Source organism: Haloferula luteola (genome assembly GCF_014201715.1).
GTDB classification, from domain to species: domain Bacteria; phylum Verrucomicrobiota; class Verrucomicrobiia; order Verrucomicrobiales; family Akkermansiaceae; genus Haloferula; species Haloferula luteola.
The window spans coordinates 30,734-43,517 of record NZ_JACHFD010000002.1 but is presented as its reverse complement, the minus strand read 5'-3'; the positions used below and the strand labels follow the sequence as shown (position 1 = coordinate 43,517).

The window sequence follows — 12,784 nt, the reverse complement described above, 5'->3', positions numbered from 1 at the left end:
GAAAAATCTCTGGACGGTGTAACAGGAGTGCTGTAACACCAGTATCACAACGGGCGTGGTGCCCGAGTGGGTGATGCTTCCATTTGTCCTCCAACTTCGTGATGGCGAGCCGGTTTCTGACCAGGTGGTGAGGGCGGCGCATCGAGCTTTGGCGAATGGTGAGCTGCGTGAGGGGGATCTTTTTCCCTCGGTGCGTGGGTTGGCGCAGGAGTTAAAGATATCGCCAACGACCGCATTCAAGGTGGTGCAGGAGTTGAAGGACCTGGGATTTTTGGTGAGTCGGCCGGGCGTGGGGATGGTCGTTCAAGCGCCGCAACTCCCGCCTGTGGAAAAACGTCAGGCTCTGTTGGAGCCGGCTGCGCGGAGGTTTTTGGAAGAAGCCCGCGCGTTGCATCTGACGGCTGAAGAAACGGAAGCCGTGCTGCGTCGCCTTTCTGATCCTGACTCTGAAATTCAACCCGAACGCTGGTGATGATCACGATCCGTGGACTGCAAAAGAAATTCCGGGGCAAGCCTGCGTTGCGCGGTGTCGACCTCGATGTGCCGGAGGGCAAGGTGACCGCCTTTTTGGGCCCGAATGGGGCAGGCAAGACGACGACGCTGCAATGTGCGATGGGATTGCTTGAGCCCGATGCCGGTCACATTGAGGTCATGGGAGCCCGGCGATTGTCTCCGGAGCTCTGGAAGCGCATGGGATATGTTTCGGAGAACCAATGCATGCCCGAGTGGCTGACGGTTCCGAAGCTGCTCGATTACGTACGGCCGATGTATGGCAAACAGTGGGACCGGGATTTTGAGAAGCGATTGCTTCGGGACCTTGACCTGCCGCAGAAGACGCCGTTGAGGTCACTTTCTCGGGGGCAACGGATGAAGGCCGCACTGGTCTCGTCGCTCGCGTATCGGCCTCAGTTGGTGGTGCTCGATGAACCCTTCACCGGCCTTGATGCCCTGGTGCGAGATGAGTTTCTCACCAGTTTGCTTGAGCTGACTGAAACCGAGGGATGGACAGTGTGGATCTCTTCGCACGACATCGAGGAGGTCGAACGGTTCGCGGATCGAGTGGCGATTCTTCGCGACGGAATGGTCCACCTTCAGGAAGAGGTGACGGCACTTCAGGCGCGATTTCGCCAGATCGAGTTGGTGACGGAAGAGGATCTCTCCGCACCCCTTGCCTTGCCTCCCGACTGGGTTCACCTCCGGGTTGAGGGGCGGGCTGTGCGCTTGGTTCACGGTGACTACGATGAAGTTCGTAGTAAAGCCGTGCTGCTGGAGCACTTTTCCAATCCTGTGCACTACGAGGTAAGGCCGATGAGCTTGCGCGAAATCTTTGTCACCTTGGCCCGCAGTTTTCGAACCACCCCTCAATCCTAACGATCATGCCATTTTCTCCATTTACCCGTTTGTTGGCTGCGGCGATCGTGGCCAGCTATGGCTTCTTCCTTTTTTGGCCGAATCCGCGTGCACATCATTGGGGGGCTCAGGCGCTGGTCCTGCTTCCTTTGCTATTGTTAGTACTGATGGTGAGCGCCCAGCGATCGTGGCCTGTCTTTGAGCCGCGCGCTTTCTATCGGACGCGGCCAGTAACGGATGGTTTCGGCATGCGGAGAATGTTGGGATTGATGGCCGCGGTTTTTGGGGGCGTGGCCTTGTGGGTGATGATCTATGTATTCGGGCACAACTTCAGCGGCCGAGCTGCCTTGGAGGGCATCCTGTTGTTGGTACTTCCGGCGCTCGCGTGGGCTTGGCTATGGGCGGTGGTCGCGTGTCTTGCGACGCGTCGCCAGCGCCCGTTGATTTGGTTGATTCTCACCTTGCTGGCGGCGCCGATTCTTTCCGGAGCGGGATTGGCAACGATGCGAGGCGACCTGAATCTTGAAATGAAAGGTTCCTTCTTCATCACTCCAGCGAGCTTGCTGATCCTCGCGGCGGTGTCGATTCTGCCGGCCATTTGGTGGTTGGTGGCCTCGCGGCGGAAATGGAGGACGGGGCTCGGACTCATGATGTGGTTTGGAGCCCTGATTCCTTGGATCATGGTTCACGGGCAGTTCTTTCCGAAAAAAGTGTCGAATGGGATGACCACCGAGAAGTTCGTCGAGCACATCGAATCGATCGAGCTCCACCCCCCGGCAGGCGAATGGCACGAGGTTCCATGTAGCGAACTTTTGACGATTAAGGGGCTTCAAAAAGGCGAATTCGGAATGGGGGGATTTCTGATCGGAGAGTCCAAGGACTCTCGCTGGAGAGCGACATGGACTCCGAAAATCGGGATGAGAAAAGAGGGGGAGGGGTATGATTGGCTCGAATGGCCGGTGATCAAAGGGACGGGCGAGACGGCCGAATGGGGTGGCACCGAGCTGATAAGTGATGAGATCCAGAATCGCTGGTATCCGAACGAAAAGCTCGAGCCATGGACCCGAAGAAATCGGGAAGGAGTTCAAGCCATGTTTCAAAAACCTCGTCTGCATCCATGGGTCACAGGGCAGGATGGCGAGAATGAGGCTGAACGATCTGACGATCCGTCCCAATGGGACTGGAAGGCGTATGGAACTGTGACTCGATTGGAGAAGGCGGGAGATGTCGACCTTCCTCGTGGAGGTTCGCTCCGCTTGAGAACAGGAGGGCGTTTGTTGGTTTCCATTGCCGAACCAACTTCATTGTCGAATCGATTGCGACTGAAGTATCAATTCGAAGATATTCATCCATTTGAGGATGCAAGTTCGGCTTCCCTCGATCGGGTCGCAGGATTGGGGATCTATGCGGTGGTCGAGCATCCCGATACAGGAGACAAGTGGTTTGCGGTCTTCCGCTTTGTGGGGCGGAGTCCCAAAACGGAGGGCTGCCCACTTTTCCTGGGTGGAGTCCAAGAGTTTGAGATGATTTGTGAGGGCACGCCCGCCGAACAGGCCGCGCAGGAGCTGCGTTTGCGGAAAGGGCGGTTGGCGGTGTTTGTCGCGGTGAATCAGGGCTCCTTTCCTCCGACCGTAGTGCGTCGTTAGTGGTTTGCGAACTTGTGAGGCCGTCGCAAGAGCGTCACAAACTCCCCGGATGCATCCTCTTACCGCGTATCCTGGTTTGGAGAAAGAGCTGGCCCGTCAATTGCGCGAGGCAGAGCTCGACCATGAGGTGTTTTCGCTGCCGCTGAAAGTTTGCGAACTGTCGCGCTGTCGGGCGACGTGCTGTCATGACGGGGCTTTGCTTGAGCCTGAAGAGAGTCGCGCGATTCGAGAGGTGATGACAGCCCGCCGGGGTCTCTTGGCCAGCTATGGTTGGGACCATCCCGATCCGTTGACTCATGGAGGAGGTCGCGAACGCACAGTGACCCTGCCCGCCGGTCTCAGTGAGTTGGCCGAGGAGTTTCCCGCTCATTTCCCAAAAACGCGGTGTGTTTTTCTGGATGCAGAGCACCGATGTGTGCTCCAGCGCTTGGCGGTGGATGACGGTCGGCACCCGTGGTTTTGGAAACCGGTTTCGTGCTGGATGCATCCGCTCCTCCTGCGTCCGCGGGAACGTGGTGGGCGCCCTGTGTTGACCTTGGCCCAGGCGGGAAACGATCCTGCGGCGGGGCCTGACTATCCGGGATTTGGTTCGCAGACTCCTTGCGGAATGGTTTGTGAGGGCGGTCCACCGGCGCGGGTGACTTTGCACATGGAGCTGGAGTGCTTGTCGGTAATCAGTGGGCGCGATCTCGTGGGGGAGTTGACTCGTGCAGCGGAGGAAGAGTCGTGGGGCATCCAGAGGTGATCTCCTCGACTTGAAGCGCGATGGCCCGAACCAGCACTTTTTCCTGGTCCAGAGGAAGGGAACTCTCCGCTCGGGCGAGAGCTTCGCGAGAGTGTTCTCGGCAGGCGCGTGAAAAGATCTGAGGCGACGATTGAGCGAGGCCAAGCAGGCTGTGTTGGATCCATTGCTGGACTTCAATGTGTCCGGCGGCGTCGCGCGCGATGGGACGAAAGAAGTCGTCAAACAACTCCTGCACCGCAAGTGGTTCAAGCCATAGGTGAGGGAAGCGGATTTCAGCGGGCTCGCGATCTTCCCAATGGGAAAGAATGCGGACGCCATGAGTGAGAATGGAAATGGCCGTGCCTGGGTCATTGACCGCCGGAGAAAGGGCACGGGATGCGATTTCCGAAAGAACGACCATGCCGAAGCGAGGGTCTTGGAGGAAGGTGCGATGATCGCCGAGACTGAAGGCTTGGCGGATGCGATCGAGAAGCTCGTCGTCGACGGCTTCCGCCGGGAAGATGTGCACGAGAGGATCGGCGGGAAAGAGAAAGCCTCCGGGAGCGCGGGGGAGGCGGAGCTGGAGTCCGGCTTCGTCGGCAAGATCGTTGAGGGCAGCAAAGTCGATATGAGTGAGGTAGCCCGAGCGAGGGGTGATCAAGGGTTTGGATCCGTCGGGGATGGCGTGCGGATTCTTGATCGGATGGCATCCGAGAAAAGGATCACGAACACGCTCGTCGAAGGCTTCAAGGGCAACCTTTTGAACCCGGGAAATCGAGTCGTCGAGGCGTCCGAAGGTCCGCAACATCTGCACCCAGCGGACCATGGTGGCGACGATGATGACGTAGATCGCGAGAGTGGCGACAAAAAGGAGGAGCCTGCCTTGGGCACCATAGATTCCCAATTCAAGGGTGATCGTGCCGACGAGGCTGAAGACAAAAGCGCCAAGAAAGGTGGCGAGGACGTTCTGAGAGGTCTTGTCTGCCAGGAGAAGCTGCGTAACGCGAGGAGTGGCGGCCGTGGCTGCGCTGGCAAAGGCGTTGGTCATGACGCCCAGGGAGAAGGTCGAAACCGCGAGCATCGAGGAAGCGAGAATGGACAGCTTGGAAGCGACTGAATCGGCATCGAACTGAATGGCGATTTCATAGGGGAGAAACGGACCGAGGAAGACGCCGGCGATGGCGACCATGCCGGAGGCGATGGCGTAGAGAGTGACCCGGGGCCAGATTTTCTCGGAGAGACGACGCCACCGCCACTGCCACTTGCTGAGGACCGATGAAGATGAGGAGCGACGGGCATTTTTCATGGCAGACCCCAGTCTATCCAACAGCGTTCCCGTGGGGTCAATGGCGAGGTGGTGCTGCCATGTCGGCAAAAAAGCGGCCGGGCTCCTGAGGGAGACCGGCCGTTGAAGGAGAGGGGTTCAGGGCCGGCGCCGATGAAGACCCAGACCAAGCGCTATGCCGCTGAGGAGAATGGCCGAGGGTTCCGGAACCACGCTGAGGGTTCCAGTGGCCTGATCGAATTGATAGATCCCCTGGGCCCAGCGTCCCTCGCCGAGGTCATGAAATCCTTCGATCGAAAACTCGTCGCCATATTCGGCGGTGGCCACGGAGACCAACGACCAGGCATCCCCGTAAGTGGTGGATGCGCCGGAGAGATCAAGAGCGAAGGAGCCGTTGAGAGCGATCCATCCGATCCCTTCAATCGAGTTGTTGATGCCATCAGAGCCCATCTTGAAATGAAACACCGAGTTCTCCGCCAAGGTGGCGAGGCTGTTCTCAGAGTTAAGGATCAAGTCGCCGTGGAAGGTGCTGGCGGCGCTGGTGAATGTGACCATCCGCTGGGTGGAGCCAGTGCCATTCCCGAGGATGTAGATGGTGGAATCTCCATGGATGGCAGAGGCGATGTTGAATCCTCCTTGGCTGGCAATTCCCATCCCGCTGGCGCCCACGGTGATGCTTCCGAAGAAAGTCACGGAGTCACCATCTCCCGCGCCGTGGCGAATCTGACCTCCATCGACGATGAGGTTCGAAATGGTGATCGTGGCCGTCGTTCCAGATCCTTTCCACATCAACGCTTCATTGTTGGCAGCGGAGAATGCAGCGGACCCGGTTACCGTTAGGGAGTCGCCGGCAAAGTTGTAGCTGGAGCTGCTGGTCGGAGTGCGGAGCAGGTGACCCTGGGTGAAGTAGTCGTTTCCTGGATCAGGATAAGACGCGCTGCTCCAATTCCCTGCTGAATTGAATGAGGAGTTGCCGTAGCTGTCATCGGCATTGAGCACGATGTTGGCAGCGAAGGCAGGGGTAGCGACAAACAAAATGGGAAGAAACTTCATCGATTTTATCGGGTAACGTTGCGGTGACGGCGGGCGGCAAAGGCGAGTCCTCCGAGAAGGGCAAGGAGGCCGGCGGTGGGCTCGGGCACGGCTTGTACGAGGACGTTGTCGATGCGCAGGGCACTGGTGCCGCTGTAGTCGGAGATATCCGTGATGCCGAAGGCAACGGTGACAGCGCCGCTGTCGGTAAAGACATGGGAGTAGCTGCTCGTCAGGGTTTCATAGGCATAGTCGCCGGAGGAGACCCCGACGGCGTCGGCGGCGCTCGCCAGCCGAATGAGGGAGCCATTGATGACGAGGAAGGCCGAATCGAGACCGACCATGTCCGAGGTCAACAGTTGCCAATCGAAGCGGAGAGTGTCTCCCGGGTGCACATCGATGGTCACGCGCAGTGCTGAGCCTTCGGTGGCTTGATCGACAACATCGAGATCGAGTCCGCCCACGGTGAGGTCGACGAAGGTTTCCAGATCTCCGGCGGCTTCCAGGGGATCGGTGCCCGAGGCATTCACGGCATCCACTCCGGATTCGAAGCTGGTGTGAGCCGTGGTCAGGAGAGCGGCGCCTGACTGGATGCTGACGTCGCCCCCTGCAGACCAGGCGGACAGTGAGCCGCTGAAGTCATCGGTGAAGATCACGGCAGCGTGAGCCGGAACGGCGACAAGGAGGGTGGCAGGGAAAAGAAATGATTTCATGGAAAAATGATGAATTTAGTAGATCAAAGTGAAGGCTGGATCGATGGCTCCAAGGGAGGTGCCCTGAAGCAAAATCAAGTTGCGGAAGGTTCCCGGGCGGGAGGGATTGACGATCTGCACGAGCGCGCCGCGCGTGCTATCGATGAAGCGGATTTGCCCGTCGCCCACAGGATCGTCTCCCGCGTAGCCCAGATCGTTGAGGAGCCGGGTGATGTTGATGCGGTCCATCATCGGTTCGAAGTCGATGATGGTATCCATGCCGTCGCGTTGGCTTTGGTAGACGAAGGTATCGCGTCCAGCACCTCCAGAGAGGGTATCGGCGGCGGCATTTTGGAAGACTTGGTCATCCCTATCGGTGCCGACGAGGGTTTCGCGGCCTCCGTTGCCAACGATCCGGTTCTTCCGGGCAGTCAGCCATTGGTCGGAGCGAAGGGCAGATTTGGAAACACGGATTTCGCTGATGCTTCCGAAGAAGCCATCGGTGCGATTGCTTCCCCAGAGGCCGGCACCGATGACCCAGGATTGCTGGGAGAATCCGGCGATGCCATCAGCACCGTTCACATTGCGAAGAACCGGGGCGCCAGCGACATACATCGTTGAGTTGTGGCTGCCGGGTTCATTGACGATGGCGACGTGGGTCCAAACTTCGGGCATGATCTCGCCGGACCAGTTGGTGCGAGCCTGGTACCCCCAGCTTGTGTAGGTGGTGGGCTCCCACTGGATCTCCCGGAGATTGGAAATGGAGAACAACAAGGGAGTGGATTCGGCATCGCCACCACTCCAGCCCGAGAGGTTGCCGCGGTTGCCATCTCGGGTCATCACGTTCATCCATGAGTTGTTTCCGCGAGTCCAGTCAGCATGGATTTTGAAGATGGCTTCCACGGTATAGCCATTGCGCAGGAACTCGCTATTGAGAGGAGCTTCTTGGAGCGTTTTGAAGAAGCTCTTGCCCCAACCCGCGGAGGTGTTGCCGAGGAATTGCACGCTACCATTGGCTGCGGAGAGCGCATGGCGTTCGTCGGACCACAGGAGATCACCGAGTTCTGCGCCGTCGGTCAGAGCGGAGCGAACCAGAGGATTGTTGGACTGCTCGGAAAGATCGGGGATCTCTGTGTCCGTGGCGACAGTGGTGCCCGATTGACCGGAGTCGAAACGCCAGTGGGCTAAAGTTTGATCGCCATTGTGGGGGTAGTCCTCACTGTCGAAGGGCGTCATGGGAGTGGCGGCTTCGGGTTCCTCATATTCCGCGAGGATCTTCTTGCGGACGGTTTCAATCAGCGGCTCATCGCGGTTGGCGGGGCCACTTGCCAGGGTGCCGGCAAATCCCGCAAAGCGCTCCGCGAAGTTCATGGGGGTCACGTACTCGTTGCTGGCGTCGTCGAGCACCGCTCGGTCAAACTCGTTGATGGTCGCTTCAGGCTTGGTGGGGACCCAAGGAGAGAAGGTCATCGAACGGATTTCGTTGTGCGTCAGGTCAAATTCGCAGAGTCGCAGGTAGCCATTGCCCCCCTGATAGGACATCTGATAGTCGGCCACAACTTCGAGCACGTCATGCCCTTCGTCGTTTTGGCGGACTCGGTGGGCGGAGCCGTGATGGTGACCGCCGATGGCCATGAAGATTTGGTCATTCTTGCGAATCAGGTTCTCCCAAAGGTAGTCGCCGTAGCTGGTGGATTTGGCGGTGACGCCATCGCTATCGACCCCGAGGAGTTCGTGAGTGGTAAGAATGACGGGAAGTTCAGGATGGGTGTCGATGATATCCTGAGCCCAGCGCAGGGCGGTGAGTGAGGCATTCCACGACAAGGCGAGGTTCAGGAATCGCTGCCCCTGGAACTCAAAAATGTGGTACTGATGGAATCCGCGGGGATCCATGCCTCCGAAGGTGGACTGCTGGCGGGCGCGACTGAGCGGGAAGTAGGTACGAAAGGGCTCGTTGGAGAGGTTGCGACCGGTGTCCCAGCTGCTTTGGTCGAGGACGTCGTGGTTCCCAGCGAGGATGGAGTAGGAAATGCCGGCATCGTCGAGGGTGCGCATCGCGATGGTGGCGTGATTCCATTGGGGCCAAAGCGAGACCTGGTCGACGATGTCGCCGAGGTGAGCCACCATGGGAATCTCAAGCTCGCGGAGGTTGTCGGCGAGCCAGGCCGTTTGGGCTTCAAACGGATTGGAGCCGTAGCGGTTGAGAAATTGGTCACCCTCAGCTTCGGTCGCGTAGCGTGAGTAGAACTGGGTGTCGGGAAGAAAAACCACGCCGAAACTCCGGATTTCTTCGGAGAGTGCGCTGGGCAGTGTGGTGGAAAGTAGCAGGGTAGTGAGGCAGGTCCGGGTCGCATGGTGTGCGAGACGAGCCCACCCGCGATGGATGGAACGGGAAGTCATCGAGACGTCGTATTTGGGGTGTCGGAAACCGTCCTGACGGACGGGCGGCACGCGTGGTGGACGTCATTCCCCTGCTGGGAAAGAGGCTCGCCGTGAGAAAATCGTCACGACAAATGTGGCTAAGGGTCCAGGAAGTGAAACGATTCCTGTGAGGGTATTGTCGATGTTGCGGGAAAGCGCTGAAGATCAGTGGGAAAGTGCCTTGAGGTGGCTACGAGAAAAGCCGTATTCAGGGTGGATCGGAGTCGATCAGGAGGCCTGGGAATTCTCGAGAAGGGAGAATAGCAGGTGAAATTTTTCACCCTGAACGGCGACGTGGGTGCGCAGTGCGTCAGCCGCCGCCTCGGAGTCGTGGGCTTGCAGGGCCTGGTGAATGGCGGCGTGTTCTTCCATCGATTGCCGGAGCCGACCTGCGGCGCGGAGTTGCATGCGGCGGAATGGCCGGAGCCGCTTCTGGAGACGGATGGTTTCGGATGTCAGGAAGTCATTCCCGGCGGCTTGGTAGATTGCCTGGTGGAATCGTTCGTTGGCGAGGTAGTAGGCGTCGGTGTCGTCCGTTTTGAGTGCGGCCTCGCAGGCGGCGACGGCGGCGGAGACCTTGACCATTTCTCCAGGACCGATGCGCCGGGCGGCAAGGCGACCGCAAAGGGCTTCGAGTTCGGCCATGACCTCGAACATTTCGACCAATTCGACCACTCCGGGGTGGCGAACGAAGGCTCCCCGGCGGGGGATCAATTCGATGAGTCCGGAGCCTGCCAGCATTCGGAGGGCTTCACGAAGCGGGGTGCGGGAAACGCCAAAGCGTTCCGCCAGCTGGACTTCGTCAAGCCGTTCACCGTTCTTCCATTGTCCCTCAACAATCTGTTCTTCAAGGGATTGTCGGATGTCGTCAGCGCTGCGCCTCGCCATGGTGGGCACATGCTAGAGTGTCATCGCCCATCGTCCAATGGCCTTTTCGCTTGTCGGCGAAAGGGTCGCTTTCGTAGCGGGAGAGAAGCCCAAAAACCCAACCCATGGTGATTTACGGAACTGCCTTGCTTTGTGGATGTCTGTTTCTCGGACTTCTGGCAGGACGCTTATTGGGTGCGGCATTGGGAATCCATGCGGATGTGGGAGGGGTGGGGTTGGCGATGCTGCTGCTGGTGGCGGGGAACGATCGACTTCGGCGCACGTCCAAGCTGCCGCAGTTGACGGGAGAAGGGGTGAGATTCTGGAGTTCGATCTATCTTCCCGTGACTGTCGCGATGGCGGCTTCGCAAAATGTGCGGGCGGCGGTGATGGGGGGATGGATTGCCTTGGCTGCAGGGGCGGGGGTGGTGGTGGGGGGATTTGCGTTGGTGCCGTGGATCCGGCGGATTGGCGACCAAGAGGGAGGGGCGAAGTGAGGGCGATTCTGGACGAGCTTGCTGACAAGTATCCTTTGGTGATCGCCTTCATTTTCATTGGGGCTCTCATGGGAGTCTCTTGGGTCATTTCGGCGAAGGGGACGCGAAATCGGATCCATGGATCGGCGATCGCGATCTTTCTGGGGCTTGTGTTGGCCTATCTTGGGGGGCTTTGGACGGGGGGCACGAAAGGGCTCGCCGATGTGCCCCTTTTGGCGGGTGTGGGTCTTCTGGGAGGGGCGATGATTCGGGATATTGCGATTGTGGCGACGGCCATGGGGGTGGGGTTGGATGAGTTGCGTCGCTCTGGCCCGGGTGGGGTGGTGGCGTTGTTGGTGGGGGTCGTGGGATCGTTTGCGGTGGGCGCGGCGGTGGCGTTTTCGGCGGGTTATCGTGATCCTGTGAGCCTGGCGACGCTGGGTGCGGGGGCGGCGACCTATATTGTTGGGCCCGTCACGGGGACGGCGTTGGGGGCGACTCCTGAAGTGATCGCGTTGAGCATCGCGACGGGCTTGGTGAAATCGATTCTGGTGATGATTTTTACGCCTGTGGTGGCGCGGCGCATCGGGCTCGACAATCCACGTTCGGCGATGGTTTTTGGGGGATTGATGGGAACCACGAGTGGGGTGGCCGGAGGGTTGGCGGCGACTGACCCGAAGTTGGTGCCTTATGGGGCGATGACGGCGACGTTTTTCACGGGGTTAGGATGTTTGTTGTGCCCTTCGATTTTGTTCATTGTGCTGCGCTGGATGGTTTGACTCATGAGTGAATGGATTTCTCGAGCTTTGCAATTTTCTGACCGGATCGCGATTCGTGATCGGGCGGGAGAGTATCGTTATGACGAGTTGGTGGAGGCCTCGGCGAGGGTGGCGGGATTTTTGTTGAAGGGGCGCCGGAGTCTCGGCGGAGCGAGGGTGGCTTTTCAGATGCCATCAGGATGGGAGTATGTGGTGACGCAGTGGGGCATCTGGCGTGCGGGTGGGGTCGCGGTGCCGATTTCGGGTTCTGCGACGGAGCGGGAGAAGGCCTTTCTTTTGGAGGAGACTGGAGCCGGACTGTTTCTTTCCAAGGAGGGGGCAGATACCGGCATTCCAGGTGTGGAGGTGGCCTCTTTTGAGGGTCTGTTGGCTGGCGAATGCCAGGCTTTGCCTCAGATGTCTGCGGAGGATCCGGCGATGATGTTGTTCACCAGTGGAACGACCAGCCGGCCGAAAGGGGTGGTGACGACCCATGGAGCGATGGCGGCTCAAATCGACGCGTTGAGGGAGGCCTGGGAGTGGAGTGCTGAGGATCGCATACCGCTATTCTTGCCGCTCCACCATGTGCATGGAATCGTCAATATCCTGAGCTGTGCTCTCGCCTCGGGTGCCCGTGTGGAGGCTTTCCCGCGCTTTGAGATGAAGGCAGTGCTTGATCGGGTGGGAGCCGGTGCTTTCACGGTATTCATGGCGGTGCCGACGATCTATGCGATGCTCCTCGATCGATTGGAGGCAGGTGAGGATCCGGCGGCCGTGGCGGGTTTTCGGGATTTGCGACTGATGGTTTCGGGATCGGCTGCACTGCCTGCTTCTCTCCATGAAAGGTGGCGGCGGCTGACGGGACAGGTGCTTTTGGAGCGCTATGGCATGACGGAGACCGGGATGATTCTTTCGCACGAACTTCGTGGGGAGCGGCGTTGTGGATCGGTGGGGGTGCCGCTTCCGGGGGTTGAGGTTCGGCTGGTATCAGAAACCGGGGAATCGGTGGAGGGAGAGCGGGATCCTGGTGAGGTGCAGGTTCGTGGGCCTGCCGTGTTTCGTGGCTATTGGAACCGACCGGAAGCGACGGCAGAAGCCTTTGACGGAGATTGGTTCCGTACGGGGGACCTCGCGGTAAGGGAGGATGGGCAATACCGGATCTTGGGTCGGCTTTCGGTGGATATCATCAAAAGCGGCGGGTATAAGCTCTCGGCGTTGGAAATTGAGGCGGTGTTTCTGGAGCATCCTGCGGTGCAGGAATGTGCGGTGGTCGGGTTGCCGGATGAAAAGTGGGGGGAAACCGTCGCGATGGTGGTGGTCGGATCCGGCTTGGTGCCTTTGCCCGGCTTGGAGAGTTTGAGGGATTGGGCATCCGACAAACTATCGGACTACAAGCAGCCCCGGCAGTGGTTGGAGGTCGAGGCTCTGCCGCGCAACGCGATGGGCAAAGTGGCGAAGAGGGAAGTTGCCGCCTTATTTGGGGTGTGAAGGGGCACTGGGGGGCACTGAGAAAGCGCCCACGAGCGATGACTT

12 protein-coding genes are annotated in these 12,784 nt (G+C 59.2%); 7 read left to right on the top strand and 5 right to left on the bottom strand.

What is annotated here, in order from left to right:
* Nucleotides 1–55 precede the first annotated feature (55 nt).
* The 4 genes from HNR46_RS02130 to HNR46_RS02115 are packed head-to-tail and all read left to right on the top strand — an operon-like array spanning nucleotide 56 to nucleotide 3,741.
* Nucleotides 56–472, top strand: a complete 417-nt coding sequence (locus HNR46_RS02130) for a GntR family transcriptional regulator (RefSeq protein ID WP_184015363.1) — start codon at nucleotides 56–58, stop codon at nucleotides 470–472.
* On the top strand, nucleotides 472–1,371 hold the full coding sequence (locus tag HNR46_RS02125) for an ABC transporter ATP-binding protein (protein ID WP_184015362.1): 900 nt from the start codon (nucleotides 472–474) through the stop codon (nucleotides 1,369–1,371). Before HNR46_RS02130 ends, HNR46_RS02125 begins: the two co-directional genes overlap by 1 nt.
* Nucleotides 1,372–1,376: 5 nt before the next feature.
* On the top strand, nucleotides 1,377–2,996 hold the full coding sequence (locus tag HNR46_RS02120; protein ID WP_184015361.1) for a hypothetical protein: 1,620 nt from the start codon (nucleotides 1,377–1,379) through the stop codon (nucleotides 2,994–2,996).
* 49 nt (nucleotides 2,997–3,045) lie between these two features.
* Nucleotides 3,046–3,741, top strand: a complete 696-nt coding sequence (locus HNR46_RS02115; RefSeq protein WP_184015360.1) for a DUF3109 family protein — start codon at nucleotides 3,046–3,048, stop codon at nucleotides 3,739–3,741.
* Here the strand turns inward: HNR46_RS02115 and HNR46_RS02110 are convergent.
* From HNR46_RS02110 to HNR46_RS02090, 5 genes are all read right to left on the bottom strand, one after another.
* Entirely contained in the window at nucleotides 3,671–5,026 is a 1,356-nt protein-coding gene (locus HNR46_RS02110; RefSeq protein WP_184015359.1) for a DUF2254 domain-containing protein, read from the bottom strand. The genes HNR46_RS02115 and HNR46_RS02110 overlap by 71 nt on opposite strands.
* 117 nt (nucleotides 5,027–5,143) lie before the next feature.
* Entirely contained in the window at nucleotides 5,144–6,058 is a 915-nt protein-coding gene (locus tag HNR46_RS02105) for a PEP-CTERM sorting domain-containing protein (protein ID WP_184015358.1), read from the bottom strand.
* A 5-nt stretch (nucleotides 6,059–6,063) separates the two neighbouring features.
* Nucleotides 6,064–6,750, bottom strand: a complete 687-nt coding sequence (locus HNR46_RS02100) for a PEP-CTERM sorting domain-containing protein (protein ID WP_184015355.1) — start codon at nucleotides 6,748–6,750, stop codon at nucleotides 6,064–6,066.
* A 15-nt stretch (nucleotides 6,751–6,765) separates the two neighbouring features.
* Nucleotides 6,766–9,129, bottom strand: a complete 2,364-nt coding sequence (locus tag HNR46_RS02095; RefSeq protein WP_184015353.1) for a metallophosphoesterase — start codon at nucleotides 9,127–9,129, stop codon at nucleotides 6,766–6,768.
* 249 nt (nucleotides 9,130–9,378) lie between these two features.
* Entirely contained in the window at nucleotides 9,379–10,038 is a 660-nt protein-coding gene (locus HNR46_RS02090) for a GntR family transcriptional regulator (RefSeq protein WP_184015351.1), read from the bottom strand.
* A 104-nt stretch (nucleotides 10,039–10,142) separates the two neighbouring features.
* On the opposite strand from HNR46_RS02090, the gene madL reads away from it, so the two are divergent.
* From madL to HNR46_RS02075, 3 genes are read left to right on the top strand one after another with little or no spacing between them, the layout of a single operon-like run.
* Entirely contained in the window at nucleotides 10,143–10,514 is a 372-nt protein-coding gene (gene madL / locus HNR46_RS02085; protein WP_184015349.1) for a malonate transporter subunit MadL, read from the top strand.
* Complete coding sequence (madM, locus tag HNR46_RS02080; protein WP_343076006.1) at nucleotides 10,511–11,272, top strand: malonate transporter subunit MadM; 762 nt, start codon at nucleotides 10,511–10,513, stop codon at nucleotides 11,270–11,272. The genes madL and madM overlap by 4 nt, the downstream gene beginning before the upstream one ends.
* Before the next feature lie 3 nt (nucleotides 11,273–11,275).
* Nucleotides 11,276–12,739: an acyl-CoA synthetase gene (locus tag HNR46_RS02075; protein ID WP_184015345.1), complete on the top strand. Its 1,464-nt coding sequence runs from the start codon at nucleotides 11,276–11,278 to the stop codon at nucleotides 12,737–12,739.
* Nucleotides 12,740–12,784 lie beyond the last annotated feature (45 nt).

Excerpts from the sequence above, each read along its gene's own strand:
- HNR46_RS02105 (WP_184015358.1), bottom strand. The coding sequence starts at position 6,058 with ATGAAGTTTCTTCCCATTTTGTTTGTCGCTACCCCTGCCTTCGCTGCC.
- HNR46_RS02100 (WP_184015355.1), bottom strand. The coding sequence starts at position 6,750 with ATGAAATCATTTCTTTTCCCTGCCACCCTCCTTGTCGCCGTTCCGGCT.
- HNR46_RS02110 (WP_184015359.1), bottom strand. The coding sequence starts at position 5,026 with ATGAAAAATGCCCGTCGCTCCTCATCTTCATCGGTCCTCAGCAAGTGG.
- HNR46_RS02125 (WP_184015362.1), top strand. The coding sequence starts at position 472 with ATGATCACGATCCGTGGACTGCAAAAGAAATTCCGGGGCAAGCCTGCG.
- HNR46_RS02120 (WP_184015361.1), top strand. The coding sequence starts at position 1,377 with ATGCCATTTTCTCCATTTACCCGTTTGTTGGCTGCGGCGATCGTGGCC.
- HNR46_RS02115 (WP_184015360.1), top strand. The coding sequence starts at position 3,046 with ATGCATCCTCTTACCGCGTATCCTGGTTTGGAGAAAGAGCTGGCCCGT.
- HNR46_RS02090 (WP_184015351.1), bottom strand. The coding sequence starts at position 10,038 with ATGGCGAGGCGCAGCGCTGACGACATCCGACAATCCCTTGAAGAACAG.
- madL (WP_184015349.1), top strand. The coding sequence starts at position 10,143 with ATGGTGATTTACGGAACTGCCTTGCTTTGTGGATGTCTGTTTCTCGGA.
- HNR46_RS02075 (WP_184015345.1), top strand. The coding sequence starts at position 11,276 with ATGAGTGAATGGATTTCTCGAGCTTTGCAATTTTCTGACCGGATCGCG.
- HNR46_RS02095 (WP_184015353.1), bottom strand. The coding sequence starts at position 9,129 with ATGACTTCCCGTTCCATCCATCGCGGGTGGGCTCGTCTCGCACACCAT.